Origin of the sequence: Allobrachymonas sp. (assembly GCF_041912815.1) — a bacterium.
In the GTDB taxonomy this organism is placed as follows: domain Bacteria; phylum Pseudomonadota; class Gammaproteobacteria; order Burkholderiales; family Burkholderiaceae_C; genus Brachymonas.
The window spans coordinates 82,367-108,671 of sequence record NZ_JAYRLV010000005.1; the positions used below are offsets into that span (position 1 = coordinate 82,367).

Annotated in this window: 23 protein-coding genes; 7 read left to right on the forward strand and 16 right to left on the reverse strand. The window is 64.4% G+C overall.

The genetic code is table 11. The features are described 5' to 3' along the window. Positions 1 to 79: 79 nt before the first annotated feature. From ACE3P9_RS05980 to ACE3P9_RS05990, 3 genes are all read left to right on the forward strand, one after another. Positions 80 to 1,939: a glutamine--tRNA ligase/YqeY domain fusion protein gene (locus ACE3P9_RS05980; protein WP_374492447.1), complete on the forward strand. Its 1,860-nt coding sequence runs from the start codon at positions 80 to 82 to the stop codon at positions 1,937 to 1,939. 153 nt (positions 1,940 to 2,092) lie between these two features. Continuing rightward, complete coding sequence (locus tag ACE3P9_RS05985) at positions 2,093 to 3,958, forward strand: 3'-5' exonuclease (protein ID WP_374492449.1); 1,866 nt, start codon at positions 2,093 to 2,095, stop codon at positions 3,956 to 3,958. 224 nt (positions 3,959 to 4,182) lie between these two features. Continuing rightward, a complete protein-coding gene (locus tag ACE3P9_RS05990) occupies positions 4,183 to 4,644 on the forward strand; it encodes a bacteriohemerythrin (RefSeq protein WP_374492450.1) in 462 nt (153 codons plus the stop codon). Between the two features lie 95 nt (positions 4,645 to 4,739). Here ACE3P9_RS05990 and ACE3P9_RS05995 read toward each other — a convergent pair whose 3' ends face one another. The 4 genes from ACE3P9_RS05995 to ACE3P9_RS06010 form a co-directional block, all read right to left on the reverse strand. Continuing rightward, positions 4,740 to 6,056: a replication-associated recombination protein A gene (locus ACE3P9_RS05995; RefSeq protein WP_374492451.1), complete on the reverse strand. Its 1,317-nt coding sequence runs from the start codon at positions 6,054 to 6,056 to the stop codon at positions 4,740 to 4,742. Between the two features lie 143 nt (positions 6,057 to 6,199). Further along, complete coding sequence (lolA, locus tag ACE3P9_RS06000) at positions 6,200 to 6,850, reverse strand: outer membrane lipoprotein chaperone LolA (RefSeq protein WP_374492564.1); 651 nt, start codon at positions 6,848 to 6,850, stop codon at positions 6,200 to 6,202. 443 nt (positions 6,851 to 7,293) lie between these two features. Then, positions 7,294 to 9,687 (reverse strand): DNA translocase FtsK, encoded by a 2,394-nt coding sequence (locus ACE3P9_RS06005; RefSeq protein ID WP_374492453.1) that lies wholly within the window; start codon positions 9,685 to 9,687, stop codon positions 7,294 to 7,296. Positions 9,688 to 9,776: 89 nt separating this feature from the next. Continuing rightward, the gene (locus ACE3P9_RS06010; RefSeq protein ID WP_374492454.1) at positions 9,777 to 10,451 is read right to left on the reverse strand and encodes a Crp/Fnr family transcriptional regulator; all 675 of its coding nucleotides are present in this window, start codon (positions 10,449 to 10,451) and stop codon (positions 9,777 to 9,779) included. Between the two features lie 289 nt (positions 10,452 to 10,740). Here ACE3P9_RS06010 and trxB point away from each other — a divergent pair, with 289 nt between their 5' ends. The 3 genes from trxB (at position 10,741) to rpmG (ending at position 12,384) form a co-directional block, all read left to right on the forward strand. Beyond that, positions 10,741 to 11,730: a thioredoxin-disulfide reductase gene (gene trxB / locus ACE3P9_RS06015; RefSeq protein WP_374492457.1), complete on the forward strand. Its 990-nt coding sequence runs from the start codon at positions 10,741 to 10,743 to the stop codon at positions 11,728 to 11,730. A 217-nt stretch (positions 11,731 to 11,947) separates the two neighbouring features. Further along, positions 11,948 to 12,181 carry a 50S ribosomal protein L28 gene (rpmB, locus tag ACE3P9_RS06020; protein WP_374492459.1) on the forward strand — a complete coding sequence of 78 codons (234 nt, stop codon included), beginning with the start codon at positions 11,948 to 11,950 and terminating at the stop codon, positions 12,179 to 12,181. Between the two features lie 32 nt (positions 12,182 to 12,213). Continuing rightward, entirely contained in the window at positions 12,214 to 12,384 is a 171-nt protein-coding gene (rpmG, locus tag ACE3P9_RS06025; protein ID WP_374492460.1) for a 50S ribosomal protein L33, read from the forward strand. 243 nt (positions 12,385 to 12,627) lie between these two features. On the opposite strand, the gene ACE3P9_RS06030 is transcribed toward rpmG, so the two are convergent. Further along, a complete protein-coding gene (locus ACE3P9_RS06030; protein ID WP_374492462.1) occupies positions 12,628 to 13,908 on the reverse strand; it encodes an RsmB/NOP family class I SAM-dependent RNA methyltransferase in 1,281 nt (426 codons plus the stop codon). A gap of 58 nt (positions 13,909 to 13,966) precedes the next feature. Between ACE3P9_RS06030 and cutA the strand changes: the two genes are divergently transcribed. Beyond that, a complete protein-coding gene (cutA, locus tag ACE3P9_RS06035) occupies positions 13,967 to 14,665 on the forward strand; it encodes a divalent cation tolerance protein CutA (RefSeq protein WP_374492464.1) in 699 nt (232 codons plus the stop codon). Here the strand turns inward: cutA and nagZ are convergent. From nagZ to ACE3P9_RS06090, 11 genes are all read right to left on the reverse strand, one after another. Further along, a complete protein-coding gene (gene nagZ, locus ACE3P9_RS06040) occupies positions 14,623 to 15,726 on the reverse strand; it encodes a beta-N-acetylhexosaminidase (protein WP_374492465.1) in 1,104 nt (367 codons plus the stop codon). The two genes, cutA and nagZ, sit on opposite strands and share 43 nt — an antisense overlap. Before the next feature lie 92 nt (positions 15,727 to 15,818). Continuing rightward, positions 15,819 to 16,229: a holo-ACP synthase gene (gene acpS / locus ACE3P9_RS06045; RefSeq protein WP_374492467.1), complete on the reverse strand. Its 411-nt coding sequence runs from the start codon at positions 16,227 to 16,229 to the stop codon at positions 15,819 to 15,821. A gap of 30 nt (positions 16,230 to 16,259) precedes the next feature. Then, positions 16,260 to 17,027 carry a pyridoxine 5'-phosphate synthase gene (locus tag ACE3P9_RS06050; protein ID WP_374492469.1) on the reverse strand — a complete coding sequence of 256 codons (768 nt, stop codon included), beginning with the start codon at positions 17,025 to 17,027 and terminating at the stop codon, positions 16,260 to 16,262. After that, positions 17,024 to 17,806, reverse strand: coding sequence for a DNA repair protein RecO (gene recO, locus ACE3P9_RS06055; RefSeq protein ID WP_374492471.1), 783 nt, complete (start codon positions 17,804 to 17,806; stop codon positions 17,024 to 17,026). Before recO ends, ACE3P9_RS06050 begins: the two co-directional genes overlap by 4 nt. Before the next feature lie 64 nt (positions 17,807 to 17,870). Then, positions 17,871 to 18,905, reverse strand: a complete 1,035-nt coding sequence (gene era / locus ACE3P9_RS06060) for a GTPase Era (RefSeq protein ID WP_374492473.1) — start codon at positions 18,903 to 18,905, stop codon at positions 17,871 to 17,873. After that, on the reverse strand, positions 18,902 to 19,696 hold the full coding sequence (gene rnc / locus ACE3P9_RS06065; RefSeq protein WP_374492474.1) for a ribonuclease III: 795 nt from the start codon (positions 19,694 to 19,696) through the stop codon (positions 18,902 to 18,904). The genes era and rnc overlap by 4 nt, the downstream gene beginning before the upstream one ends. Positions 19,697 to 19,698: 2 nt before the next feature. Next, positions 19,699 to 20,055, reverse strand: coding sequence for a DUF4845 domain-containing protein (locus tag ACE3P9_RS06070; protein ID WP_374492475.1), 357 nt, complete (start codon positions 20,053 to 20,055; stop codon positions 19,699 to 19,701). Positions 20,056 to 20,147: 92 nt separating this feature from the next. Continuing rightward, a complete protein-coding gene (gene lepB, locus ACE3P9_RS06075; protein ID WP_374492476.1) occupies positions 20,148 to 21,113 on the reverse strand; it encodes a signal peptidase I in 966 nt (321 codons plus the stop codon). Between the two features lie 5 nt (positions 21,114 to 21,118). Further along, positions 21,119 to 22,927 (reverse strand): translation elongation factor 4, encoded by a 1,809-nt coding sequence (gene lepA / locus ACE3P9_RS06080; protein ID WP_374492477.1) that lies wholly within the window; start codon positions 22,925 to 22,927, stop codon positions 21,119 to 21,121. Between the two features lie 307 nt (positions 22,928 to 23,234). Beyond that, positions 23,235 to 24,821: a DegQ family serine endoprotease gene (locus ACE3P9_RS06085; protein WP_374492479.1), complete on the reverse strand. Its 1,587-nt coding sequence runs from the start codon at positions 24,819 to 24,821 to the stop codon at positions 23,235 to 23,237. Between the two features lie 229 nt (positions 24,822 to 25,050). Continuing rightward, the gene (locus tag ACE3P9_RS06090) at positions 25,051 to 26,232 is read right to left on the reverse strand and encodes a MucB/RseB C-terminal domain-containing protein (protein ID WP_374492481.1); all 1,182 of its coding nucleotides are present in this window, start codon (positions 26,230 to 26,232) and stop codon (positions 25,051 to 25,053) included. Between the last annotated feature and the right edge of the window lie 73 nt (positions 26,233 to 26,305).

The following is a 26,305-nucleotide window of genomic DNA, read 5'->3' on the forward strand; positions in this document are numbered from 1 at the left end:
GTCTGATCCACGCTGCCGGTCACTCCCCGTTCGCACGCCCTGTGCCCGAGACGGCGGCAACAGGTTCTAAAATCCGTGCATGAACACCCACCATACGCCCACCCAACCCAGCCATGCTGCCAGCGAAGCAGCCGAAGAACCGACCCGCGCCAGCAACTTCCTGCGCCAGATCATCGAAAACGACCTGAGCCAGGGCACCTACGCCAGCCGCAAATGGTCCGGCACACCGGGAGACGCCGCCCACCAGGCCCATGGGGAGCCCGATCCCGCCCGCATCCGCACCCGTTTCCCCCCCGAGCCCAACGGCTACCTCCACATCGGCCATGCCAAGAGCATCTGCCTGAACTTCGGCCTGGCCCATGAGTACCAGGGCATCTGCCACCTGCGCTTCGACGACACCAACCCCGAGAAGGAAAGCGTCGAGTATGTCCACAGCATCACGGACGCCGTGCAGTGGCTCGTCGGCCCAGCCTGGATCCATGACGACGTGGGCGGGCACGACGTGCATCTCTACTACGCCAGCCATTACTTCGACGCCATGCACCGCGCCGCGCTCTACCTCATCGAGCACGGACTGGCCTACGTCGACGAACAGAGCCCCGAGGACATGCGGCGCAACCGTGGAGACTTCACCCACCCCGGCGTGGACAGCCCCTTCCGCGCGCGCACCCCGGCCGAGAACCTGGCCCGCTTCGAGGACATGCGCCTCGGCAAGCTGGCCGACGGCGCCGCCGTGCTGCGCGCCAGAATCGACATGGCGCACCCCAACATCAACATGCGGGATCCGGCCATCTACCGCATCCGCCGCGCGCACCACCACAACACCGGCGACACCTGGTGCATCTACCCGATGTACACCTTCGCCCACCCCATCGAGGACGCCCTCGAAAACATCACCCACAGCATCTGCACCCTGGAATTCGAGGACCAGCGCCCGTTCTACGACTGGCTCATGACCACCCTCAGTGCCGGCGGCATCGTCAACGCCCCGCCCCCCCACCAGTACGAATTTGCCCGGCTCAACCTCACCTACGTCATCACCAGCAAGCGCAAGCTCAAGCAGCTCGTCGACGACAGCCACGTCGAAGGCTGGGACGATCCCCGCATGCCCACCATCGTCGGCCTGCGCCGCCGCGGCTACACCCCCGAGGCCCTGCGTCTGTTCTGCGACCGCATCGGCGTCTCCAAGGCCGACAGCTGGATCGACTACAGCGTGCTCGAAGGTGCCCTGCGCGACACCCTCGACCCTGTGGCCCCCCGTGCCATGGCCGTGCTCGACCCCATCCGTCTCACCCTGACCAACTGGGACGAACTCATGGGCGCCGGCACGCTCGACACCTGCCACGCCCCCGTGCACCCCCACCACCCCGAAATGGGCCAACGCACCATGCACATGGGTTCGCACCTGTGGATCGAGCGCGAAGACTTCATGGAAATCCCCGAAAAGGGCTACCGCCGGCTCTATCCACCCCACACCAACGCCGCCGGCCAGCCGGTTGACGGCAACAAGGTGCGCCTCAAGTACGGACACATCATCGAGTGCACCGGCTTCGAGAAGGACGCCTCGGGCCGCGTCACCGAGGTCTTTGCCCAGCTCCTGCCCGACACCAAGAGCGGCACCCCGGGAGCCGACCGCATCAAGGTCAAGGGCGTCATCGGCTGGGTCGGCGCCGAAGACGGCGTCCAGGCCGAAGTGCGCCTGTACGACCGGCTCTTCACCGAATCACAGCCTGACGCGGGCGGCAAGGACTTTCTGGCAGCCCTCAACCCGGACAGCCTGCGCACGGTCACGGCCTGGGTCGAGCCCTCCGTGTCCGGTACGGGCAGCCACTTCCAGTTCGAGCGGCTCGGCTATTTCGCCACCGACCGCGTCCTGTCCCGCGACGGCGAGCTGGTGCTCAACCGCATCACGGGACTCAAGGACACCTGGGGCAAGTAAGGTCGCGCTCTTCCCCCCACCACGCACCGCCCGCCACACGGGCACATGGCAATCCGTGCCTCCGTGCGGCGGTGGCGTCCCTCTCCCCGGCACACCACCGGGGAGCACACAGCCCCTCTGACGCCCTTTCCTGCACCGCAGACTGACTGCTTCATGGCTCTCTTTCCCCAGATCTTCGGACGCATCGAGCGCCACTGCAGCAACACCGGCGAGCGCAAGGTGCTGCAGCAGCTGAAGCGCTGCCTGTCGGACGACTACATCGTCTGGCACAACATCCCCATCGGAGACCGGCAGCGCGAGCCCGACTTCGTCATCCTCAATCCCCGCCGGGGAGTGCTGGTGCTGGAAGTGAAGGACTGGAAATTCTCCACCCTGCTGGAGCTCGACCGCGACAAGATCACCCTGCAGACGGAACACGGCCCCACCACCTGCGACCACCCCGACCGGCAGGCCATGCGCTATGCCCGTGAAATCCATGCCGTGCTGGAGCGTGACCCCCAGCTGCAGCAGCAGGGCCCCCTCCACCGCGGGCGCTGCATCGTGCCCTACGGCTGGGGCGTCGCACTCAGCGGCATACGCAGCCGCGACGCCGGCGCAGTGACCGACTTTGCCGAGATCTTTTCCCCCCACAAAACCCTGCTGGCCGATGATCTGGCGGAATCCGTGCACCCCGACCAGTTCGAGGAACGCCTGTGGGCCATGTTCGTGGTCGCTTTTCCCGTCACGCTGACGCTGCCGCAGCAGGACCGGGTGCGCTGGCACCTGTTCCCCGACCTGCGCATCACCATGGGCACCCCCAGCAGCTCGGAAAGCGGCAGCGGCATGCTGACCATTCCCGACCTGATCCAGGTCATGGACCTGCAGCAGGAAACCACCGCCCGCACCTTGGGCACCGGCCACCGCATCATCCACGGCCCTGCAGGATCGGGCAAAACCATGGTGCTCATTTTTCGGGCCCAGCAGCTCGCGGCCCAGGCTGCCCCGGGCAGTCCTCCCATTCTGGTCACGTGCTACAACCGCCCACTTGCCGACCGGCTGCGCCAGATGCTCGCCGAGCGCGGCGTCTCTCCCCAGCGGGTCCAGGTCCAGACCTTCCACCAGTGGTGTAGCGAGATGGTGCGCAGCTACCAGCTGCCGGTTCCCCGCGGACTTTCCACGTCGGAGAGTCTCGATGAGCAGGTTCGCGTCGTGGAGCGTCATCTGGCCAGCGGCATGGTGCCGCAGGGCCAGTACAGCGCCCTGCTGATCGACGAAGCACATGACTTCGATGCCACCTGGCTGCGCATGGCAGCCCAGCTCGTGACCCCCGCGACCAAGTCCCTGCTTATCCTGTATGACGATGCCCAGGCCATCAACCGCAGGGCAGAGCGCCGCAGGTTCAGCTTCGCGAGCGTCGGCATCGAGGCCCAGGGACGCACCAGCATCTTCAAGTTCAACTACCGCAACACCACCGAAATCCTCGCGGTGGCTCTGCACCTTGCGGACAGCCTGCTGACCGAACGCGAGGAAAACGACGACCACGTGGCCCGCATCCATCCCGAAACAGCCGGCAGACGCGGCCCGGTCCCGGTGCTGCTCAAGGCCCGCGACGGCTGGGAAGAAGCCAGGCACGTCGTCGACCGCATCGCCGCGCAGCTGCGTGAAGGCGTTCCTCTCGACGACATCGCCATCCTCTCCACCGGATACCGTCTCAACGCCATGGAGCAGTGCCTCACCCAACGGGGCATCCCCTGGCAACGCCACCGATCGGGCATCAGCCGCATCGACTGGTCGATTCCCAGCGTCAAACTGCTGGGCATGTCCACGAGCAAGGGGCTGGAATTCCCCCACGTCTACGTGGCCCATATCGACGGCCTGCCAGAACGGGCAGACCAGGACACCGACGACGCCCTGCGCATCCTGTACGTGGCCATGACGCGCGCCACCCAGACCCTCACCCTCTCGGCCGCAGCCATCACGCCCCTCGTGCAGCGGGTGGAACAGTCCGTCGCTGCCGTGCGCCAGGAGTTCGGCGGCTGAAGATGCGGCTTCCCCGTCAACCCTCTCGCCTCCTTCCCTGATACGCCTGCCCTGCGCAGCTGACCATTCCCCAACGGCATCTCCTTGACGCACATCAAGGGATGTTTCCCTCTGTACGATCGTCCAATGCAGCCCCCTATAATTTTCCGTCATGTAACGTAACTCATCACCCTCTGAATGCGGAAGGAATGCTCCAGGGGCAAGAGAAATTCAAGGACTTACGCATGGCGCACATTGAATGGACCCCCGAGCTGAACCTGGGCATTGCAGAGATCGATGATCAGCATCGTCGCATCGTCGACTACCTCAACGAGCTCTACCAGGCACAGCTCAGGCAGGACCGCAACATGCTCAAGGAGATCATCGACGACGTCATGGACTACACGCTGTCCCACCTCGGCTTCGAGGAAGTCATGATGCGCGATGCAGGCTACGAATTCTTCAACGCCCACAAGTGGGTGCACGATGCCTTCGTCGACCGCGTCTCCGGTCTGCACAAGCGCTTCGACGAAGGCGAAGATGTCGCAGCCGAGCTCCACGCCCTGCTGGCCCGGTGGCTGGTCAATCACATCCTCAAGCAGGACAAGCACTACGTGGACGTGGTCAAGGCCCACGCCAGCCAGAATGCCCTACACACCCAGTCCAAGCGCATGAACTGGCTCTCCCAGTTCTTCGGAGGAAAATGAACAGCCGCTTGAGCGGTGGAAGCTGCGGCGTGCACTGACCGCAGTGCATCCAGCCAGTTTCTCAGGCCGTGCAGCACACGCAGCGGGCAGTCTCTCTAGTTCTGCGCCTGCCCACCATCGGCTTCCTCATCCCACTTCCGCAGCTGTGCGAGCTTGTCGGCGATCTTGAGCTCAAGCCCTCGGGGCACGGGGCGATACCAGCCCGGTTCCGGCATGTCTTCCGGCAGATAGGTCTCCCCTGCCGCATAGGCATGGGGCTCGTCATGGGCATAGCGGTAGTCATGCCCGTAGCCGAGTTCCTTCATGAGCTTGGTGGGCGCATTGCGAAGATGCACCGGGACTTCCCGGCTGCGGTCCTTGCGGATGAAGGCCCGTGCCTGGTTGTAGGCCATGTACCCCGCATTGCTCTTGGGCGCCACTGCCAGGTACAGCACCGCCTGCGCCAGTGCCAGTTCTCCTTCGGGGCTGCCAAGACGTTCGTAGGTGCTGGCCGCCTCATTGGCGATCTGCATGGCGCGCGGATCGGCCAGTCCTATGTCCTCCCAGGCCATGCGCACGATGCGCCGCGCCAGGTAGCGGGGATCGGCCCCTCCGTCGAGCATGCGGCAGAGCCAGTACAGGGCTGCATCGGGGTGCGATCCACGCACCGACTTGTGCAGGGCGGAAATCTGATCGTAGAACGCATCGCCCCCCTTGTCGAACCGCCTGCTGTTCAGGGTCAGCGCGTTGTCGATGAAAGCCGCATCGATGTGCGTGACCCCCGACGTCTGTGCCGCCGACATGCACTGTTCGAGCAGGTTGAGGAACCGGCGTGCATCCCCATCGGCATACCCGATCAGGGTATCGACCGCCACATTCTCCCATGTGAAAGCTCCCTGCAGCGTTCCACGCGCCCGCTCGAACAGCTGCCGCAGCTCGGCTTCGGACAGGGGCTGCAGCACGTAGACCTGCGCCCTCGACAGCAGGGCCGAATTGACCTCGAAGGAGGGATTCTCGGTAGTGGCACCGATGAACGTCACCAGTCCGCTTTCCACATAGGGCAGCAGGGCATCCTGCTGAGCCTTGTTGAAGCGGTGAATCTCATCCACGAACAGAATGGTGTGCCGCCCCTGGGCAAGATTCTGGCGGGCACGGTCCATGGCTGCCCGGATGTCCTTGACGCCCGAGAACACCGCAGACAAGGCGATGAAATCACAATCGAAGGCGGTGGCGGTCAGCCGTGCGAGCGTCGTCTTGCCGACCCCTGGCGGCCCCCAGAAGATCATGGAATGGGGCTTGCCGGACTGAAACGCGAGCCGCAGGGGCTTGCCGGCATTCAGCAGGTGCGTCTGCCCGACCACGTCGTCCAGCGTGCGGGGCCGGAGCAGTTCCGCAAGCGGCGCATCCGGCTCGTGTGCAAAGAGATCATCCATGCGTCTATTGGACCAGAAAGTGCGTCTCTGACTGCACGCAGGGGATGTCCCTGCTGCACTGCCTTGTCCCTGCCTTTATGCAAGGCAGCAGCATGCCGGCGCCATGACGCCGGCACTGGCGTCTGTCCCCGTGGTTCGCCGTCTCACTGCTTGAGCACATCGGCCCCTTTGGGAGGCACGAAGCTGAACTTCATCCCTGCCGGCACCGTGCTGCTGAACTTGCCAAAGGTCAGATCGGACCGCTGCCCGAACCCGTCGAGAATCACCAGCCGGCGAAGGTCGTTGCCTTCGAATCCGATCATCACTTCCTTGACCTGCCCTTCCTTGCCCTTGGGGGTGGCCTTTACCCAGGTCAGGGAGCCGCTCCCCGTGGCATTTTCCAGCGTGAAGCGGGCCTTGAGCGCATCCAGGCTGGTGGCCGACGCCACCAGTGCGGCCGGGGTGGCGTCAAGCACCTTGCTCTGGCTGCGCTGCGTCACTTGACGCAGCTCGGCGTCATACATCCACAGGTGCCGGCCATCCGCCACAATGGTCTGGACATAGGGCTTGCGATAGTCGAAGCGGAAGCGATTGGGCCGCTGGAAGGCAAAGGTGCCACTGCTCTGCCGCGCCGCACCCGACTTGCCCACGGTGCTCACACTCTGGGTAAAGCTGGCTGCTCCCGCATGCGTGTGCCGGATATAGGCATCGAGGGTGGACAGCCCGTCGGCATGGGCCTGCCCGATCCAGCCCGCCATGCCGAGCAGGGCCACGGCGAGTACCCGCCCGCCCTGCAGGGCGCGGGAACGCGGCATCTGCCCGGCTACGGGAGACAGAGAGGATACGGAACGGGACTCAAATGACATCATGAACAACTCCTTGTGCGTGCGGGTCCAGCCCATGGCAGCAGAAAAGGCTCTGAAGGCACTCGCAAGTCCCTGCCCTCTCCTGCATGCGGCCAGCCGGCATGTCGTAATGATGATTCGGCGCAAGGAGGGCCGCCTCCGCGAGGGTGCCACCCTGCCGAACCCAGGTTGTCCCACAGTGTAGGCGCTTGCCCGAGGTGCGGACGCCCAGGCGCTGGGGAAGATGCTACCAAGCCGCAAAGATGTAACAGGCACTTCCCCCCTCCGTCCAGAGGAAGTTTCCGTGCCTCCGGCTCTGTTACATATTGCCGGAGGTGCGGTTTCTGCCACGGCCCTGCCCGCTCTTTGTGCACCCCAGGGCCTGACCGCACGAAAAGCGGCCGAATCGCCGATCAGTCGTCGCGCGCGGGAACCAGAATGTCGCGCTGGCCATTGGTCGAGAGGCTGCTGACCAGCCCGGCCTTTTCCATGTCTTCGAGGAGACGGGCGGCGCGGTTGTAGCCGATGCGCAGTTCGCGCTGCACCAGGGAAATGCTGGCCTTGCGCTTCTTGAGGACCACTTCGACCGCCTGGTCGTACATGGGGTCCTGCTCGTCGCCGGCCTGGCCCTCTCCGCCCGGACCGTCCTCTCCCTCCACGGTGCCGCCTTCGAGCACTCCCTCGATGTAGTTGGCTTCGCCATGCTCCTTGAGGAAATCCACTACCCGGTGCACCTCCTCGTCGCTCACATAGGCGCCATGCACCCGCTGCGGCACTCCGTGACCTGCCGGCAGATAGAGCATGTCCCCCAGCCCCAGCAGGCTTTCGGCCCCCATCTGGTCCAGGATCGTGCGGCTGTCCACCTTGCTCGACACCTGAAAGGCAATGCGGGTGGGAATGTTAGCCTTGATGAGTCCCGTGATGACGTCCACGCTGGGGCGCTGGGTCGCGAGGATCAGGTGGATGCCCGCCGCCCGAGCCTTCTGCGCGAGGCGGGCGATCAGCTCCTCGATCTTCTTGCCCACCACCATCATCAGATCGGCCAGCTCATCGATGACCACCACGATCTGCGGCAGTCGCTCCAGAGGCTCGGGAGACTCCGGCGTCAGACTGAAGGGATTGGGAATGAGGACCTCACGCGCCCTGGCGTCGTCGATCTTGGCGTTATACCCGGCCAGATTGCGCACGCCGAGCTTGCTCATGAGCCGATAGCGCCGTTCCATCTCACCCACGCACCAGTTGAGGCCATGCGCCGCCTGGCGCATGTCGGTGACCACAGGCGCCAGCAGATGCGGGATCCCCTCATAGACCGACATTTCGAGCATCTTGGGGTCGATCATGAGCATGCGCGCCTCTTCCGGCGTGGCCTTGTACAGGATGCTCAGGATCATGGCGTTGATACCGACCGACTTGCCCGACCCTGTGGTCCCTGCCACCAGCACATGGGGCATCTTGGCCAGATCGGCCACCACCGGGTTGCCCACGATATCCTTGCCCAGCCCCATGGTCAGCACGGAGCGCCCTTCATGGTAGGCGTTGGAACCCAGCACTTCGCTGAGGTGAATGGTCTGACGCCGCGCATTGGGCAACTCGAGCGCCATGAGATTCTTGCCGGGAATGGTCTCGATCACCCGGATCGACACCAGACTGAGCGAGCGTGCCAGATCCTTGGCCAGATTGACGATCTGGCTGCCCTTCACCCCCGTGGCCGGCTCGATCTCGTAGCGGGTCACCACCGGCCCCGGCATGGCGGCCACGACACGCACCTCCACCCCAAAGTCACGCAGCTTCTTCTCGATGAGCCGGCTGGTCATCTCCAGCGTCTCGTGCGGAATCCCTTCCTGCATCAGGGGCGCCTCGTCGAGCAGACCGATCTGCGGCAGATGGCTGTCTGGCATGTCGGTGAACAGCGGCTTCTGGCGCTCCTGCACGACCCGGGGACTCGGCTCGACCACGGCCGGCCGGGGTGGTTGCTCGATGACGAGGGGCACATGGGGCTTGGCCTGAGCCTGTTCAAGCTCCTGCTCCACCATCTCCTCGCGCTGGCGGGCCGCTTTCTGGCCTGCTGCCTTGTCGGCCGCGATCTCGCGCTGCTCGCGGGCAAACGTGAGACGGCCATCCACCCACGCCCCCACGGTCTGCGCCACCTGCCCCCACTCGAAGCGGAACACCCAGGACAGCGACCACAGGAACAGGATGATCCCGACCAGCCCCGACCCCACCGCACCCAGCGCCATGGTGGCGACAGGCCCGGTCATGGTACCCAGCATGCCGCCCGCTCCGTTGGGCAGGCGGGACTCGCCCCCATACAGACGGCTCCATTCGAGCGCGGTCGAAACCGCCAGCATCACCCCCACGGCCAGCCACCATGCGGCAGTGCCTCCTGCCAGGGAACGCCCCCAGCGCTTCCACCAGGCCCGCACCGAAGTCGTCTCTGCCGCCGGGGCGGAAGGCATCGGAGCACCTGTCCGCCCTCCCCGCATCCACTGGCGCAGCAGACGCCACCACCCGACCACTGCCGTGGCAAACAGCAGCCAGACCGAGCGTCCGAACACGAAGAAACTGATGTCGGCGGCCCAGGCCCCCACATGCCCCAGCAGATTGCGGGGCTGCACGCGAATGCCCGTGGTGCTCCAGGCCGGGTCATCCGGACTGTAGCTCAGCATGGACAGCAGCCAGCACAGCAGGAACAGTCCTCCGAAGAACAGCACGGTCTCCTGGCTGAAGCGGCGAAAAAGCGGAGGAATCAGGGGTTTGGGTGCCTGTGCAGGCACCTCGCGGGAAGCGTTACGGATCAGATAGGCCATTCAACAACTACTCTCAGGCAAGGCCACCGGCGGCACCGAAGCGAAGCAGGGACACAAAGGAAAGGATGCGCGGCTGCAGTCCACCGGATTCACTCCAGGGTATGTGGCATGGGCCTGAGCAGGAAACTGCCATCCCCCCGTGCCTGCACAAGGCCGTTGTCCTCGAAATGCTTCATGACCCGGCTCACCATCTCGCGCGAGGCGCCGACCATGCGGGCGACTTCCTGCCGAGACACCTTCTTGCGCAGCACCAGGGTGCCATCGGCTTCCTCTTCGGCCATGTCGAGCAGGGCATCGCCCACCCGTCCATACACGTCCATCAGCGCCAGCGAACGGATCTGCCGGTCTGCATTGCGCAGTCGACGCACCAGGGCACGCATGACAGCCTCGGCCATGTTCACGTTGTCGCGCAGGCAGCGCGTGAAGGCATCGTGTTCGAGCGTGAGCACATCGGTCTGCACCTCGGCCCGCACCGTGGCGGAATGGGGATCTCCGTCGATGAGGCTCATCTCGCCGATGCAGTCTCCAGGCCCGAGGGAAGCCATGATGACCTCGCGCCCCCGGTCATCCTGCGCCACGACGCGAGCCTTGCCGGACAGGATCATGAACAGCATGCCGCTGACGGCTCCCTGTTCGACAATGGTTTCTCCCCGCCGGAAGCGTCGCTTGCCCACGGCGGAAGAAATGATGCCCGATTGGCCGGGCGTAAGATCGCTGAACAGGGGAACCCTGCGGATCAGCTCCAGATTGGATACGATTGCCATCCACTATCTCCAGATCTTCAGGCCATGAACGGGAACGAGAGCATTCTTGCACGATCCCTCTGCGCACGCTGCAGCGCGGTGGATTATAAGGAATGAATCCCGATTACTGGAATTATTTACAGTACACACTTCCTGCATGCCATTGGTCTGCCCGCACCACGGCGGCAGGGGCATGCTGCTATATTCCGGCAGCATGGCTGGCGGCACTCCCACCGAGGGGTTCCAACGGCCCGGCCTCCTGTATGGCCATTGCCGCGCAGGACATGTTTTGCCTGACAGGACATTCATCATGACTCACCCCACCCTCCACGCCAAGGTCTTGATCCTGGGCTCCGGCCCCGCTGGCTACACCGCCGCCATCTATGCCGCCCGCGCCAATCTCAAGCCGGTCCTCATCACCGGCATGGCACAGGGCGGACAGCTCATGACCACCACCGAAGTAGACAACTGGCCGGCCGACGTGAACGGCGTACAGGGGCCCGATCTGATGCAGCGCCTGCAGGCGCATGCCGAACGCTTCAAGACCGAAATGGTGTTCGACCATATCCACACGGTCGATCTCTCCCGTCGTCCCTTTACCCTCACGGGGGACAGCGGCACCTACACCTGCGATGCCCTCATCGTGGCCACCGGAGCCACGGCCAAGTATCTGGGACTGCCGTCGGAGGAAGCCTTCATGGGCAGGGGCGTGAGTGCCTGCGCCACCTGCGACGGCTTCTTCTACCGCGATCAGGAGGTCTGCGTGGTGGGCGGCGGCAACACAGCCGTCGAAGAAGCCCTCTATCTGGCCAACATCGCCCGCAAGGTGTATCTGGTACACCGGCGCGACACCTTCCGTGCCGAGCCGATCATGATCGACGTGCTCAGCGAGAAAGTGCAGGAAGGTCGCATCGTGCTCAAGCTCGACTCCACGGTCGACGAGGTGCTGGGTGACGCATCGGGCGTCACCGGTGTCCGGCTCCGGCATGTATCCAGCGGCAGCACCGAGGAGCTGGCGCTGCAGGGCTGCTTCATCGCCATCGGACACGCGCCCAATACCGAAATATTCAAGGGACAGCTGGCCCTGGAGAACGGCTACATCGTCACGCAGGGGGGCCATCAGGGGTTTGCCACCCAGACCAGTGTACCCGGAGTGTTCGCCGCCGGCGACGTGCAGGACTACATCTATCGCCAGGCCATCACCAGTGCCGGAACCGGCTGCATGGCTGCACTGGATGCTCAGCGCTTTCTGGAACAGGAAGAAGCGGCCGCTGCGCTGCTTGCACAGGCAAAGAAGTAAGTTATAATCCAAGGTTTTATGTCTTGCTCCTCGGCTTTTACGGGTCAAGGCGCGGCAGGAAAAAAGTCCCCTTACCACCGGCATCCGGGTTTTTCTCGCGAGATCACGGAGATGCAGGCCTTGCGCAATGCGGCTTGCGTTGCCGGTGAGGTGCAGGTGTCGGCCAGCGCTGTCGACCCTGTTTTTCGACAAACAGTTCATTCAAGGAGTGTCCTTCATGGCACGCAAATGTGAAGTCACGGGCAAGGCCCCGATGGTGGGCAACAATGTGTCCCACGCCAACAACAAGACCAAGCGTCGCTTCCTGCCCAACCTGCAGTACCGTCGTTTCTGGGTCGAGAGCGAAAACCGTTGGGTGCGTCTGCGCGTGTCCAGCGCAGCCCTGCGACTGATCGACAAGAATGGCATCGACTCCGTGCTCGCCGACATGCGCGCTCGCGGCCAGGCCTGATCCACTCCCTGTTTCACTGAAAGGAATTCATCATGGCAAGCAAAGGCGGACGCGAAAAAATCAAGCTGGAATCCAGCGCCGGCACCGGTCACTTCTACACCACCACCAAGAACAAGAAGACTATGCCCGAGAAGATGACGATCATGAAGTTTGATCCCAAGGCTCGCAAGCATGTCGAGTACAAGGAAATCAAGCTGAAGTAAATTTCAGCTCCTTCCTGCTGCAAGAACCCGCCTCTTCAGGCGGGTTTTTTATCGCCCATCACCACCACGGCCACAGCGACACCTGTCTCCGTGAGCGTCAGAGCGCAGCGCCAACGCACTCCCGACAGGCGGACACACTCCCCACGCCAGCCCCCTCTGACGGGTGGCTGGCGTGGAGGAGAAGATATGTACTGGCAGCCCTGACTCTCTCTGGGGGCCGACCTCAGGGGCGCAGGGGCAGGATCAGTCCTTCTGCCAGGCGGCAGCAAAGAAGCCGTCGGTGTGATGCAGCCCGGGCCACAGGCGCAGATAGCGCCCCGCCTCGACGCCTGGGGCCTCGGCAGTGCACAGGCTTTCGGCGTCCGGCACCTTGAGCTGGGTCAGCAGCGAGGCCACGTTGAGCGGTTTGAAGGCTGGATTGGCCAGGGTGAAGGCATTGGCAATGGCCTCGTTTTCCTCCGGCAGAACGCTGCAGGTGGCATACACCAGCCGTCCACCGGACCGGAGAAGGCGGCATGCGCTCTGCAGAATGGATGCCTGCTTGAGCGTGAGCTCGCGCACGGATTGCTCGTCCTGTCGCCACTTGAGATCGGGATTGCGGCGCAGCGTGCCCAGACCGGAACAGGGGGCATCCACCAGCACGCGGTCGGCCTTGCCGGAGAGCCGCTTGACCCGCTCATCGCGCTCGTGCGCAATGGCCACCGGGTGCACGTTGCTCAGGCCACTGCGCGCCAGGCGGGGCTTGAGCTGTTCGAGCCGGTGGGCCGAGACATCGAAAGCGTACAGACGCCCGGTATTGCGCATGGTGGCGCCGATGGCAAGCGTCTTGCCGCCTGCTCCAGCACAGAAATCCACGACCATTTCGCCCCGATGGGCGTCGAGCAGCAGGGCCAGCAGCTGGGAGCCTTCGTCCTGCACCTCGATGGCACCTTCCTGAAACAGCGCCATGCGCGTGAGGGCAGGCTTGTCGTGCAGGCGCAGCCCCCAGGGGGAATAGGGAGTGGGAACGGCTGGAAATCCATCTGAGGCCAGTGCCTTCTGCACCTCGGTGCGCTTGGCACGCAGGAGATTGACGCGCAGATCCAGGGGAGCCGGCTCCAGCATGGCACGCGCCTCTTCCTCGAAGCGGTCTCCCAGCTGCGCGCGCAGTGCATCGGCGATCCAGATGGGCAGGTTATGGCGGTGCACAGGCAGCAGATCGCTGTCCTGCACCTGGTCGCAGCCCTGGAGCCATTCGCGCTCCTGCTTGTTCAGGGCGTCCAGCAGGAAGGCTCGGTCAGCCGCGAATCCGAGAATCGCCAGCCGGCGCTCCCGGGGGCCGCTGCCGCTGCGTGCCAGCATGTCGAAGAGGGATTTGCGACGCAGCACGGCATAGGCGGTTTCGGCCAGAGTGGCACGTTCGCGGGAACCGAGCTGACGATGGTCGCGGAAGTAGTGCGACACGACGGCATCGGCGGGATGATCGAAACGGAGAATCTGCGCCAGCAGGGCGGCGCTGTGGTCCAACAAGGCTTTAGGATGCATAGGTGCGTATTGTCCCACGCCAGACTCCGCTGCAGCCCATTGTCCTTCTCTCGCGCCCATGTCCAGCCCCTCCTCTTCCACATCCTTCGTGCCCGGTCTCTATGTGCATTGCAAGGGCCGGTTCTACCGGGCGTGGGAGGTGGTGCGCCACAGCGAGACAGCGGAGCCTCTGGTGCTGTATCAGACGCTCTACGGAGACCGGGGATGGTGGGTACGGCCGCTGGCCATGTTCGTGGAGCAGGTGCAGTGGCAGAACCGGCAGGTGCCGCGCTTTGCCCTGCTGCAGGCCGAAGAGCCCGACAGGGATGCCCCAGAGTGCAGCGCGCCGCCCTCTGCGCACGCTTCCGGAATCGCGCTGGTGACGACCACGCTGGGCAGCGTGCAGGAAGCCGAACGCTGGGCAGATCTGCTGGTGCGGCACCAGCTGGCTGCCTGCGTGCAGATCACGCCCATCCGCAGCGTGTACCGCTGGCAAGGCACCGTGGAGCGCGCCCCGGAATGGCTCCTGGCATGCAAGACACCGGACGCATGGGCCCCACTGGTGGCAGCGCTGCTGCAGACCCTGCATCCCTATGCGCTGCCCGAAATCAGGGTCGCACGTTCAGAGCCTGTCTCGCCAGCCTATGCGGCATGGGTGCAGGACAGTACCCGTGACCCACGCTGTCCCGAGGAGCTGCTGCTGCGCCTCCATGAGCGTGCCGACAGAACAGACCTTCAGGCGGGAATGGTCGCCAGCACATCCAGCGCGGCCATGTAGCGATGGCTGCGCATGAGGGCGTCCCACTCCATGGGGGCCCCCGGCGGAAGCAGCGCCCGGCGGCGAAGGTCAGATGCTTCGCGCGGTTGCCAGTGTCCCTTGACGATGACCTCGCTCATGCCGTCGAGCACGTCATCGAGCACCTGTCCACCATCGAGACTCTGGTTGCACAGCAGCGCCAGATCACAGCCGGCATCCAGTGCCGTCTTCACGGCATCGAGCGGTGTGAGCTGCCGTCCTTCGATCTGGCGCGCTCCCTGCATGCTGAGATCATCGCTGATGATGGCGCCCCCAAACCCCAGTCGCCCCCGGAGGATGTCTTCCAGCCAGCGGGAGCTGAATCCAGCCGGACGGGAATCGACCTGCGAATAGATGACATGGGCAGGCATCACGGCGGTGAGTGTGTGGTCGAGCCATCCATAGGGCTGGGCATCGCGCCGCAGAATGTCAGCCAGGGGACGATCATCCACCGGCATGGCGACATGGGAATCGGCCCGAGCGAAACCATGCCCCGGAAAGTGCTTGCCGCAGTTGCCCATGCCTGCCTGCAGAAGGCCATGCATCAGGCTGGCAGCCAGGGCACTGACCATTCTCGGATGCGCGGCGAGGGCGCGATCCCCAATGACGCCGCTTGATCCATGATCGAGATCGAGCACCGGGGTGAAGCTGAAATCCACCCCGCAGGCACGGAGCTCCGATGCGAGCACATAGCCACAGGCCGTGGCAGCCCGTGTGGCAGCAAGGGCATGCCGGTTCCAGCGCACGCGGCCCTTCACTCCGACATCCTCCGACCACATGCGCCCCAGCGCACGCATGGGGGGAAGATGGGTGAAGCCGTCCGAACGGAACCGCTGCACACGCCCTCCCTCGTGGTCCACCGCAATGAGCAGATCGGGCCGGATGGCCTTGATGGCACGGCTCAGGGCCGTGAGCTGTTCGCGGTTTTCCCAGTTGCGCGAGAAGTAGATCAGCCCCCCCACGAGCGGATGGCTGATGCGGCGCTTGTCGTCCTCGCTCAGATGGGTGCCAGCGATGTCGATGATGAGGGGGGCGGGATACATGGATAGGGACTCCTGAACGGAAGGGAACGGAACGGCATAGAAGCAGGATGATTCAGGGGCCATCCCGACGCCCCGCTTGCAAGCCCACTCACTCAGGCAGGATCGCCGGGGCAGATGCGCTCCACCACGCAGAAGGTGGCTGCATAGGCCGATTCGTCCGACACGGTGACGTGAACCTGCAGGTTCCGGGCCTCGCACCATTCCCGCAGAGGCCCGTGCAGACGCACATACGGCTGTCCGCCCGGCGCGTTGAGAATTTCGCAGCGCCGCCAGGTCATGGGCATGTGCATGCCAAGGCCGATGGCCTTGCTGAAAGCCTCCTTGGCCGAGAAGCGTGTGGCCAGATACCGCACGGCCCGATCGGGCCAGCGCACACCCCGCGCATGGTAAACGTCCATTTCGGCATCTCCGAGCACGGTGGCCGCAAAGCGCTCGCCCCGCCGCGCGAGGGCTGCCTCGATGCGGCGGATGTCGCAGATGTCGGTACCGATGCCGTAGATCATGGGGTAGCTTCCTGCAGGGGCTCCTGCAGATCAGTGCCCTGCCTCGCGCAGGCACCGCAGATAGGCCTGTACGGTGGCGGCATACCCCTGCTCCAGGGCGTCGGCGATGAGCGCATGTCCGATCGACACCTCGCACAGGCCTGGCACATGGCGGGCGAAATGCGTGAGGTTGTGCAGATTCAGGTCATGGCCGGCATTGACCTTCAGCCCGGCATCCAGAGCCGCCTGGGCTGCTACAGCAAACCGTTCGGTCTCGGCGGCCTGTTGCCCGGTGCCCCATGCCGCAGCATAGGGTTCGGTATAGAGCTCGACGCGGTCGGCTCCCAGACTGTGTGCCACTTGCATGGGGGCGGGTTCGGCATCCATGAACAGGCTCACGCGCACCCCCAGGGCATGGCACTCGTCGACCAGCCCGGACAGCCTCCGGCAGGTGGCATCGTCGGCCAGATTCCAGCCATGGTCGCTGGTGAACTGGTCCTCGCTGTCGGGAACGAAGGTGGCCTGTTGCGGACGCACCGTCCGGATGAACTCCATCAGATTCTGGGTGGGATTGCCCTCGATATTGAACTCACGCCCCTGCCATTGTTGCCTGAGCAGGGTGGCCAGATCGGACACATCGCCCGCGCGGATGTGCCGCTCGTCGGGACGGGGATGCACGGTGATGCCGTCGGCCCCGGCTTCCAGACAGAGCTGTGCGGCACGGGTGACGCTCGGGATGCCGAGGTGCCGCGTGTTGCGCAGCAGAGCCACCTTGTTCACATTGACCGAAAGAGCGATGGGAGAGAAAGAGCCTGTCATAGTTTCTGCAATTCGAGCAGCAGTTGCCGCGTGCGCAAGGGATTTCCCCCGCAATGGTAAAGCAGCACGGTCCGGAGTTGGTTCTTGAGTGCCAGCGAAATGTCCTTGCGGCGCAGGCACAGCGCGATCAGGGCCTGCTGCGGGGCCGGATCGCACAGAGCCTCGTCGATCAGCCTCCACTCACTCCCCCCCAGACTGGCCCGGGCCGGGCCGCCCTCCTCGTCCTGCGCCTCGCGCAGGCCGGATTCGGCCGTGAGCAGATAGGGTGCAGCGTCCTGCAGGGGACGCTGGGTCAGCGTCTGGGCGTCGAGCGCGGGCAGCACTCCGATCTGGCGCAGCAGCACCAGCTCGAAGGCACGCAGCACCGCCTGGATCCAGTCGCCCTGCGAGCCCGTCCCCTCTTCGGGCGCCGTGAGACTGGCCACCGTGAGTGCATAGGCATCGAAGAGCGCGGGATGCGGATCGTCGCGTGCCAGCAGGCGCATCAGCAGCTCATTGAGGTAATACCCCGACAGCAGCGCCTCGCCCACGGGCATCACATGGCCGCCGGCCCATTCGGCGCTCTTGAGCGTGCCGATCTCGCCATCTGCGCTGTAGTTGAGGTGCAGCGGCTGCAGCGGCAGCAGCACGGGCCGGAAGTTGGAACTGGGACGCTTGGCCCCCTTGGCCACGAGGGCCGTGCGGCCCTGGCGGCGCGTAAAGACCTCCAGGATCAGGCTGCTTTCACTCCAGTCGTAGCGATGCAGCACAAAGGCCGGCTCATGCAGCACCCGCTTCATGTCGGCGTGCAGCCCAGGAGATCAGGCATGGTGATGCGTTCGTTCCGTCTGTGCGGTCCGGGACTCACTCGTAGCCGTAGGAGCGCACGCGCGCCTCGTCGTCGGCCCATCCCGAGCGCACCTTGACCCACAGCTCCAGAAATACCTTGGCCTCGAACAGCCTTTCGAGCTCCTGCCGCGCCTCGGTGCCGATGCGCTTGATGCGCTCTCCCCGGTCTCCAATGACCATGGACTTGTGTCCGTCACGCTCCACCACAATGGTCGCGGCAATACGCACCATGCGCGCGGCGGTCCGTCCGGGCTCCTCCTCGAAGCGGTCGATCACCACTGTAGAGGTATAGGGCAATTCATCGCCCGTGAGACGGAACAGCTTTTCGCGGATGATCTCGCCGGCCAGAAAGCGCTCGCTGCGGTCGGTCAGCTCGTCAGCGCCATACCACCAATCCTGCTGAGGCAGGTAACGAGCCACCACCTCCAGGAGGCGCTGGACATCGCGGGGATTCTTGGCCGACAGGGGCACGAATTCCGCAAACGCATGGCGCTGCTGCATGTCGCGCAGCCACGGCGCCAATTCGGCGCGACGGTGCACCATGTCGAGCTTGTTGGCCACCAGCAGCACCGGCACCTGGGGCGGCAGCAGCGACAGCACCTTGGCATCGGCCAGACCGAAATGCCCGGCCTCGACCACGAACAGCACCACATCCACATCCGCCACGGCCCCGGTCACGGCCTTGTTGAGCGACTTGTTGAGCGCATTGCCGTGCCGTGTCTGGAACCCGGGCGTATCGACGAACACGAACTGGCTGCTGCCCTCGGTGCGCATGCCCGTGATGCGGTGGCGCGTGGTCTGCGCCTTGCGCGAAGTGATGCTGATCTTCTGTCCCACCAGGGCATTGAGCAGGGTCGACTTGCCCACATTGGGTCGCCCGACGATGGCCACCAGCCCGCAGTGTGGCTGCACCGACTCCCCCGTGGCAGGGCCCGAAGCCTCAGCCGGGGCGGCCGCGATGGGCTCCTTGCCGAGAATGCGGTGCAGCTGCGCCGAGACGTCGGGCGACAGGTCAGCCTGGGAGGCCGGTTTTTGAGGCGATGGACTCATGGTTGGGACGACGGTTTGTGGCGCGCGTGACGGGTGGTCTTGCGGGTGATTTTGACGATGGCATGGGCGGCCTCGCCCCCCTGTGCCAGGGACTGCTGCAGATGGGCAAGCATGCGCGCAGCTGCATCCTGCTCGGCCGCACGGCGCGAACTGCCGCTGCCGCGCTGCACCTGCTGCAGGGCATCGACACGGCAGTCCACGAAAAAGGTCTGCTGGTGCGCCTCTCCAGTGATCTCCGACACCGTGTAGTCGGGCACATGCATGCGCCTGCCCTGGAGCCATTCCTGCAGGGCCGTCTTGGGATCCTTGCCCATGGCCGCCATGTGGGTGCTGATTTCGATGTCGGCAAACAGATGGTGCACGATGGCTTCCGCATGCAGATAGCTGGAATCGAGGTAGATGGCCCCCAGAACCGCCTCGAAGGCATCGGCGAGAATGGAGGGACGCTGCGCGCCTCCGGATCGGCGCTCGCCCTCGCCCAGGCGCAGGCCTGCTGCCAGATCGAGCCGCAGCGCGATCCGGTGAAGGCTGTCCTGCTTGACGAGGTTGGCGCGGATGCGCGAGAGCTCGCCCTCGGTGGCGGAAGGCAGGCGCGCGTAGAGCAGGCTGGTGATGGCCAAGTTGAGCACCGAATCCCCCAGGAATTCGAGCCGCTCGTTGTGATCCGCACAGAAGCTGCGATGGGTAAGTGCCTGCTGCAGCAGGGGCAGGCAGGAGAATTCGTGCCCCACCCGCCGGGCCAGAGCCGTCAGCTCCGTCTGGGCAGGTACAGACACTTCATGGGAAGACATGTTTATTTCGATTCACCTGAATAATGAATGAGCAGGGAAACCGGACCGGCAAGGGGCACTTCCTTGTCATAGGCGAACTTGATCTTGACCTGATCGTTGACCTTGGTGACTTCCAGATCCTTGCCCGAGATGGTATGAATATCGTCAATGGCAGCGGAAGCGTCGAAGGCACGCTCGATCTCGGCCACCGTGGCGCCGGTCTTGGCCCGCTCCACTGCCTTGAGAATCGACTGGTACTCGACGATGCTGGGCACGGCACGCGCCACGGCAATGCCGACCACGGCGACGAGCGCCAGAATGAGAACCAGACCGAAAAAGGTCAATCCGCGCTGATGGCGGATGGGTTGGATGTGCTGCATGTCGATGCTCTCCCTGTCTGATGGATGGGGCCTGCGTGTCGTCCGGGGCACAGACTCGGAGTCCGTGCCGGGTGCTCCGGCAGTTGCCGCGCTCAGTCGATGCGACCGATGCGCTTGAAATCGCTGAAATTGAACCACACGACAATGGCCTTGCCCACGATATTGTGATCCGGCACAAACCCCCAGTAGCGGGAATCTGCCGAATTGTCCCGATTATCCCCCATGACGAAATACTGACCCTGCGGCACCTTGCAGGTCACGCCTTCGGCGCTGTAGCGGCAGTTGTCGCGCTGGGGAAAGGGCTCGGTCACCGGAATGCCGGCAGGCCGGTTGTCGTCGATGAGGATGCGGTGCGTATGCGTGCCGAGCTGCTCCTGGTACTGCTTGAAGTACTGCATGGTGCTCGTGTCCAGATAGTCGGGCAGCGGGGTCTCGTCGATCTCGCGGCCGTTGATCGTCAGCCGCTTGTTGAGATACGACACGGTGTCCCCCGGAAGCCCCACCACCCGCTTGATGTAATCGACGCTGGGGTTGGGCGGATAGTGGAAGACGATCACGTCGCCGCGCTGCACGGGGCTGCCCTGCGTGATGCGGGCATTGCTCACGGGCACCCGCAACCCCCAGACATGCTTGTCCACGAGGATGAGGTCACCGATGAGCAGCGAGGGAATCATCGACCCGGACGGAATCTTGAAGGGCTCATAGGCGAATGAGCGCAGCAGGAACACGGCCACGATCACCGGGAAGAGTCCTGCCGTCCAGTCGAGCCACCATGGCTGGGCGAGCATGCGCTGGCGGGTTTCCTGCACGTGGGAAGTGTCGGAGGCAATGCCCTGCGCAGCCAGCGCTTCTTCCTGCTGTCGGCGGGATTCCTCGAACTGCGCGGCAGCACGGCGGCGACGCGGCAGAAACACGAGTTTCTCCGCGACCCAGTACACCCCGGTGACCACGGAGGCCCAGAGCAGGAAGACGCTCATGTCGCCCTGCAGGAACCCAAGATACCAAGCGGCCACGTAGGCCACGAACGCGGCAAGTACCGCACTGGTGAGAAATGGCATGTTGTTCAGTCTTCCACTTGCAAAATGGCCAGGAAAGCCTCCTGAGGGACTTCGACCGAGCCGATCTGTTTCATGCGCTTTTTGCCGGCCTTCTGCTTTTCGAGCAGCTTGCGCTTGCGCGTGATGTCGCCGCCATAGCACTTGGCCAGCACGTTCTTGCGCAGGGCCTTGACGGTTTCGCGGGCAATGATATGCCCGCCGATGGCCGCCTGGATGGCCACGTCGAACTGCTGACGGCTGATGATCTCGCGCATCTTGGCCACTACCGCACGGCCCCGGTACTGGGACTGGCTGCGGTGCACGATGATGGACAGGGCATCGACCCGTTCGCCATTGAGCAGAATGTCCACCTTGACCACGTCGGAGGGGCGGTATTCCTTGAACTCATAGTCCATGCTGGCGTAACCGCGGCTCACGGACTTGAGCTTGTCGAAGAAGTCGAGCACGATTTCGCCGAGCGGCAGGTCATAGGTGAGCATAACCTGCCGGCCGTGGTAGGCCATGTTGAGCTGCACGCCGCGCTTCTGGTTGCAGAGGGTCATCACCGGGCCCACGCAATCCTGCGGCATGTACAGATGCACGGTCACGACAGGTTCGCGGATCTCCTGGATCTGCGCCACATCGGGCATCTTGGAGGGATTCTCGACCATGAGCGTTTCGCCGTTGCCCTTGAGCACCTCGTACACCACGCTGGGCGCGGTGGTGATGAGATCCTGGTCGAATTCCCGTTCGAGCCGTTCCTGCACGATCTCCATGTGCAGCAGCCCCAGAAAGCCGCAGCGGAAGCCGAAGCCCAGGGCCTGGGAGACTTCGGGCTCGAAGTGCAGCGAGGCATCGTTGAGCTGGAGTTTCTCGAGACTGTCGCGCAGGGCGTCGTACTGGTTCGCCTCGGTGGGGTACAGACCCGCGAACACCTGTGGCTGCACCTCCTTGAAGCCAGGAAGCGGGTTAGTGGCAGGGCCGAGGTTGTTGGGGAGCTTCTTTTCCAGCGTGATGGTGTCGCCGACCTTGGCGGCCTTGAGCTCCTTGATGCCGGCGATGATGTACCCCACCTCGCCGGCTTCGAGCACGTCGCGCGGCTTCTGGGACGGAGTGAAGACGCCCAGGTTGTTGGCATCGTAGGCCGCTCCGGACGCCATCATCTTGAAGCGCTCGCCCCGCAGCAGCCGGCCATCGACCACACGCACAAGCATGACCACGCCCACGTAGCTGTCGAACCAGCTGTCGATGATCATGGCCCGCAGGGGCGCATCGACCTGCCCCCGGGGAGCAGGCACCCGCGCCACGATCAGCTCCAGAATCTCGTCGATGCCTTCGCCGGTCTTGGCCGAGCATGGAATGGCATCCGTCGCATCGATGCCGATGACGTCCTCGATCTCTTCCTTGGCGCGCTCGGGATCGGCCTGCGGCAGATCCATCTTGTTGAGCACCGGCAGCACCTCCACTCCCAGATCCAGGGCGGTATAGCAGTTGGCCACGGTCTGCGCCTCGACACCCTGGCTCGCATCGACCACGAGCAGGGCCCCTTCGCATGCCGACAGGCTGCGGCTCACCTCATAGCTGAAGTCGACGTGCCCGGGCGTATCGATGAGATTGAGGTTGTAGATCTGGCCATCCCTGGCACGGTATTCGAGTGCCGCCGTCTGTGCCTTGATGGTGATGCCGCGTTCCTTCTCGATGTCCATCGAATCGAGCACCTGCTCGCTCATTTCGCGCTCGGACAGCCCCCCACAGCGGGCGATCAGCCGATCGGCCAGGGTGGACTTGCCGTGATCGATGTGGGCAATGATGGAAAAGTTGCGGATATGTTTCATGAGGGCTGTCGTGCACGGGCAGCAAAAAAACGCCCCGCTTCTCGGTTCTCTGCCGTGGCAGGGAACGTCGCCTGGCAGCAGGCGGGAGCGTGGTGTGAGGAGGATGGGACCCTTCTGGTGCAACGGAAGACCCCATGTGCGGCACCGAAGATATCGGGAGGGGCAAGGGGCCTGCGCTTTCCCCCTGCATCCAGGTCAGGGCATTTTAACGGGATTCGCGCGCAGAGGCGCCCATTCCGGCAGACCAGGACGACACGAAGGGGACGCATGTGCAGCTGCCCCCTCCCTGCCCGCCTGGTCGCATTCCTCAGCGAGTGGGCTTGATCAGGGTGTACTGCGCCCAATCGCCGCGCTGCAGCAGAACCACAGCCGGGCGCTCCAGCGGAAGCCTGGCCACAGCCGCCCCGAAGGCCGCAACATTGGCCACCGGCTGATTGCCGATGCTCAGAATCACGTCCCCCGCCTGCAGACCCGCACGGTCGGCAGGGCTGCCGTCCTCCACCTCGCGCACCACCACGCCGCCCTTGCCGTGCAGCTGCTGACGCTGGGTGGTCGAGAGTTCGCCGACGGAAAGCCCCAGCCGCTGCACGCTGGCCACACTGCCGGGCTCGGCTTTGCTGCCCAGCGAGGATGCAGCGCTGTCGCTCCCTTCGGTGAGCTTGCCGACCGTGATGGTCAGATCATGGCTGCTCCCGTTGCGCAGCACCGTCATGCTGGCACGGGTGCCGGGTGCGGTATCCCCCACCAGTCGCGGCAGGTCGGAGGTGCGCTCGATCGGGGTGCCGTTGAAGCGGGTGATGATGTCGCCCGCCTGCACGCCAGCCTTTTCTGCCGGTGAACCGGGCATGACCCCCCGCACCACAGCGCCCCTGTCCTTGCCCAAGCCCATGGATTCGGCCACATCGCCTTCCACGGTGCCGATGGTCACGCCAATCTGGCCTCGTGTGACGCTGCCGGTGGCACGCAGCTGGTTGGCGATGCGCATGGCTTCGTTGATGGGGATGGAAAACGAAATCCCCATGAAGCCGCCCGAGCGGGAATAGATCTGGCTGTTGATGCCCACCACCTCGCCAGCCATGTTGATCAATGGCCCTCCGGAATTACCGGGATTGATGGCCACGTCGGACTGGATGAAGGGAAGATAGTCCCCGGTGTCGCGTTGCTTGGCACTGACGATGCCCGCGGTCACGGAGTTTTCGAGCCCGAACGGCGAACCTATGGCCATGACCCACTGCCCGACTTTCAGATTGGCCACATTGCCGATCGTGACGGCCGGCAGATTCCTGGCGTCGATCTTGACGACGGCCACGTCGCTGCGGCTGTCCTTGCCCACGACCTTGGCCTTGAACTCGCGCTTGTCGGGCAGCGTCACGACCAGATCATCTGCACCATCGACCACATGGGCATTGGTGAGGATGTAGCCATCGGGCGAGATGATGAAGCCAGAGCCCACCCCTGTGGGACGTTCGCTCTCGCCGCCGCCCGGGCTCGGCTGCTGGCGGCGCTGGGAGTTGTCCGGCAGGGGAACACCAAAGAACCTGCGCAGCAGCTCATCCATCTGCTGCTCGGCACTGCCGCCCTGCACACCGCGCGCCACATGGGTCTTTTCCATGGTGCGGATGTTGACCACAGAGGGGCCGACTTTGTCCACCAGAGGGGTGAAATCAGGAAGTCCGCTGACCAGGGGCCGCGAGGGCGGCGCAGACGCTGGCGGCACAGCGGCCAGAGAGGAGGTCTGCGACTCTCCATCCGGCCGTGAAGCCGCGGAAGTCTTGGCATTGCAGGCCGACAGCACCAGCGCCAGGGTAGTGAGCGCCACGGTGGCGCCGCGATGGCAGCGGAGAGTCAGACGCGAACGGGCGGCCGCATCAGCGGCTCGATCGGGGACGGGCATCGTGAAACCTCATCAACGAATGAACGGGTAAGCCGGGCCGGCCTCCACGATTTCCAGGAAATGTCGTCATCTCCCGGCCTCTTCTGTCGTGCATCGCAGCAATGCCAGCCTCTCAGAGGCACATTCTTGCAGGCCCGGGTTTTTTCAACCGGAACAATCGTAAGAACCTGTATGTCATCCCCTCTTCCCTCCTCACCTTGCCTGTGCGAGGGAGCCATGAAAAGGGATCCTAGCGAATGCGATACAGGTTCTGCAGGACTTCCTGCAGGGCGGCCAGCGGCGCCTCCCCCACGGCTGTCACAAACGCATCGGGACCGAAAGTGCGCGACAGGATGCGGGTGGCGCCCCGTTCCACCGGCCCTGGCGGCGGGTGGCGCATCGCCCCCGGAGACTCGATGAACAGCGAGATGCTGCCAAGGCCATCCGACAGCACACACTGCGTCACGGGAGGCCCCCAGCCTTCGTTCGGGGGCGTCGGGCGCTGGAGAAAGGGAGTGGACGCTGGCGGCGGTGGACGATGCCCGAACCAGCGCCCCCCATGCCCTCCGGGACCTTCTCCATGCCGGCCACCATGCCCCTCGTGTCCCGGCCGCATGCCCATGAGAGGGCCTGCCTCCGCCGGCCCTCCGTCACCACCTTCCATGGGGTGGCGCTGGTAACACGATGTCACAACATAGCCTGGGGTCGGCTGTCTCCACCCCCATCCCAGACGACTCAGGTCCAGGGATTGCAGGGCACGCCGATCCACCCGGTAGGCCTGGGTGGCTGCCATCATGCGCTCGAGTGTCTGAAAATCGATCGGGGCAGACAATTGGACATTCTCGAACGCCACCTCGCGCACCACCCTCAGATTTCCAGGCTCCCACACCCCTGGCCGCACCGCATCCAGCATCTGCCAGCGCAGGATCAGTCCGGTCTGCTTGTCACTCCAGAAACGGAAGGCATTGCGCAAATGGTCCACAGGGGCAAGCAGGGTCACCCAGGCCTCGCGCCCCGCCACCCGTGCACTGCCCTGCGCACCGGCCCGGTAGCGTGCCGCCGTCTCGACCAGGTGCATGCGGCTCAGCGGTGCCAGCCCCGGAAAGAGACTGCGGAATGCCGGCATGTTGGTACGCAGCTGCACGACATGCGCATCCGGCATGAAGACGGCCACCGCCTGATCGGTACGGAAAATGGTGCGTCGGCGCCCTGCCAGCAGCTCGACCCGTTCGATTTGCCGTGTGCCCTGCACGGCATGGACCATGCGGGCACCACGCACCCGGCCATCCGGTCCCGACATGGCGAGCGTGCCTGCATAGGGCTGTGAAGAGGCCGCATTCTGCCAGCGCTCCAGCCACGGCAGAGCCGAAGTCCAGCGCACAGGCGCGACCCAGCCATCCCGGGAAGGAAGCACGAATGCAGTGCGCTGCATTTCAGGCTCTCCATGCCCATGCCTGTGCCCATCTCCATGCATATGCATGTGCGCAGTGGCGGGCGCCCCCCAC

What these genes read in the sequence shown, in the direction of transcription:
- ACE3P9_RS05980 (WP_374492447.1), top strand. Translation starts at nt 80, where the DNA reads ATGAACACCCACCATACGCCCACCCAACCCAGCCATGCTGCCAGCGAA.
- ACE3P9_RS05985 (WP_374492449.1), top strand. Translation starts at nt 2,093, where the DNA reads ATGGCTCTCTTTCCCCAGATCTTCGGACGCATCGAGCGCCACTGCAGC.
- ACE3P9_RS05990 (WP_374492450.1), top strand. Translation starts at nt 4,183, where the DNA reads ATGGCGCACATTGAATGGACCCCCGAGCTGAACCTGGGCATTGCAGAG.
- ACE3P9_RS05995 (WP_374492451.1), bottom strand. Translation starts at nt 6,056, where the DNA reads ATGGATGATCTCTTTGCACACGAGCCGGATGCGCCGCTTGCGGAACTG.
- lolA (WP_374492564.1), bottom strand. Translation starts at nt 6,850, where the DNA reads ATGCCGCGTTCCCGCGCCCTGCAGGGCGGGCGGGTACTCGCCGTGGCC.
- ACE3P9_RS06005 (WP_374492453.1), bottom strand. Translation starts at nt 9,687, where the DNA reads ATGGCCTATCTGATCCGTAACGCTTCCCGCGAGGTGCCTGCACAGGCA.
- ACE3P9_RS06010 (WP_374492454.1), bottom strand. Translation starts at nt 10,451, where the DNA reads ATGGCAATCGTATCCAATCTGGAGCTGATCCGCAGGGTTCCCCTGTTC.
- trxB (WP_374492457.1), top strand. Translation starts at nt 10,741, where the DNA reads ATGACTCACCCCACCCTCCACGCCAAGGTCTTGATCCTGGGCTCCGGC.
- rpmB (WP_374492459.1), top strand. Translation starts at nt 11,948, where the DNA reads ATGGCACGCAAATGTGAAGTCACGGGCAAGGCCCCGATGGTGGGCAAC.
- rpmG (WP_374492460.1), top strand. Translation starts at nt 12,214, where the DNA reads ATGGCAAGCAAAGGCGGACGCGAAAAAATCAAGCTGGAATCCAGCGCC.
- ACE3P9_RS06030 (WP_374492462.1), bottom strand. Translation starts at nt 13,908, where the DNA reads ATGCATCCTAAAGCCTTGTTGGACCACAGCGCCGCCCTGCTGGCGCAG.
- cutA (WP_374492464.1), top strand. Translation starts at nt 13,967, where the DNA reads ATGTCCAGCCCCTCCTCTTCCACATCCTTCGTGCCCGGTCTCTATGTG.
- nagZ (WP_374492465.1), bottom strand. Translation starts at nt 15,726, where the DNA reads ATGTATCCCGCCCCCCTCATCATCGACATCGCTGGCACCCATCTGAGC.
- acpS (WP_374492467.1), bottom strand. Translation starts at nt 16,229, where the DNA reads ATGATCTACGGCATCGGTACCGACATCTGCGACATCCGCCGCATCGAG.
- ACE3P9_RS06050 (WP_374492469.1), bottom strand. Translation starts at nt 17,027, where the DNA reads ATGACAGGCTCTTTCTCTCCCATCGCTCTTTCGGTCAATGTGAACAAG.
- recO (WP_374492471.1), bottom strand. Translation starts at nt 17,806, where the DNA reads ATGAAGCGGGTGCTGCATGAGCCGGCCTTTGTGCTGCATCGCTACGAC.
- era (WP_374492473.1), bottom strand. Translation starts at nt 18,905, where the DNA reads ATGAGTCCATCGCCTCAAAAACCGGCCTCCCAGGCTGACCTGTCGCCC.
- rnc (WP_374492474.1), bottom strand. Translation starts at nt 19,696, where the DNA reads ATGTCTTCCCATGAAGTGTCTGTACCTGCCCAGACGGAGCTGACGGCT.
- ACE3P9_RS06070 (WP_374492475.1), bottom strand. Translation starts at nt 20,055, where the DNA reads ATGCAGCACATCCAACCCATCCGCCATCAGCGCGGATTGACCTTTTTC.
- lepB (WP_374492476.1), bottom strand. Translation starts at nt 21,113, where the DNA reads ATGCCATTTCTCACCAGTGCGGTACTTGCCGCGTTCGTGGCCTACGTG.
- lepA (WP_374492477.1), bottom strand. Translation starts at nt 22,927, where the DNA reads ATGAAACATATCCGCAACTTTTCCATCATTGCCCACATCGATCACGGC.
- ACE3P9_RS06085 (WP_374492479.1), bottom strand. Translation starts at nt 24,821, where the DNA reads ATGCCCGTCCCCGATCGAGCCGCTGATGCGGCCGCCCGTTCGCGTCTG.
- ACE3P9_RS06090 (WP_374492481.1), bottom strand. Translation starts at nt 26,232, where the DNA reads ATGCAGCGCACTGCATTCGTGCTTCCTTCCCGGGATGGCTGGGTCGCG.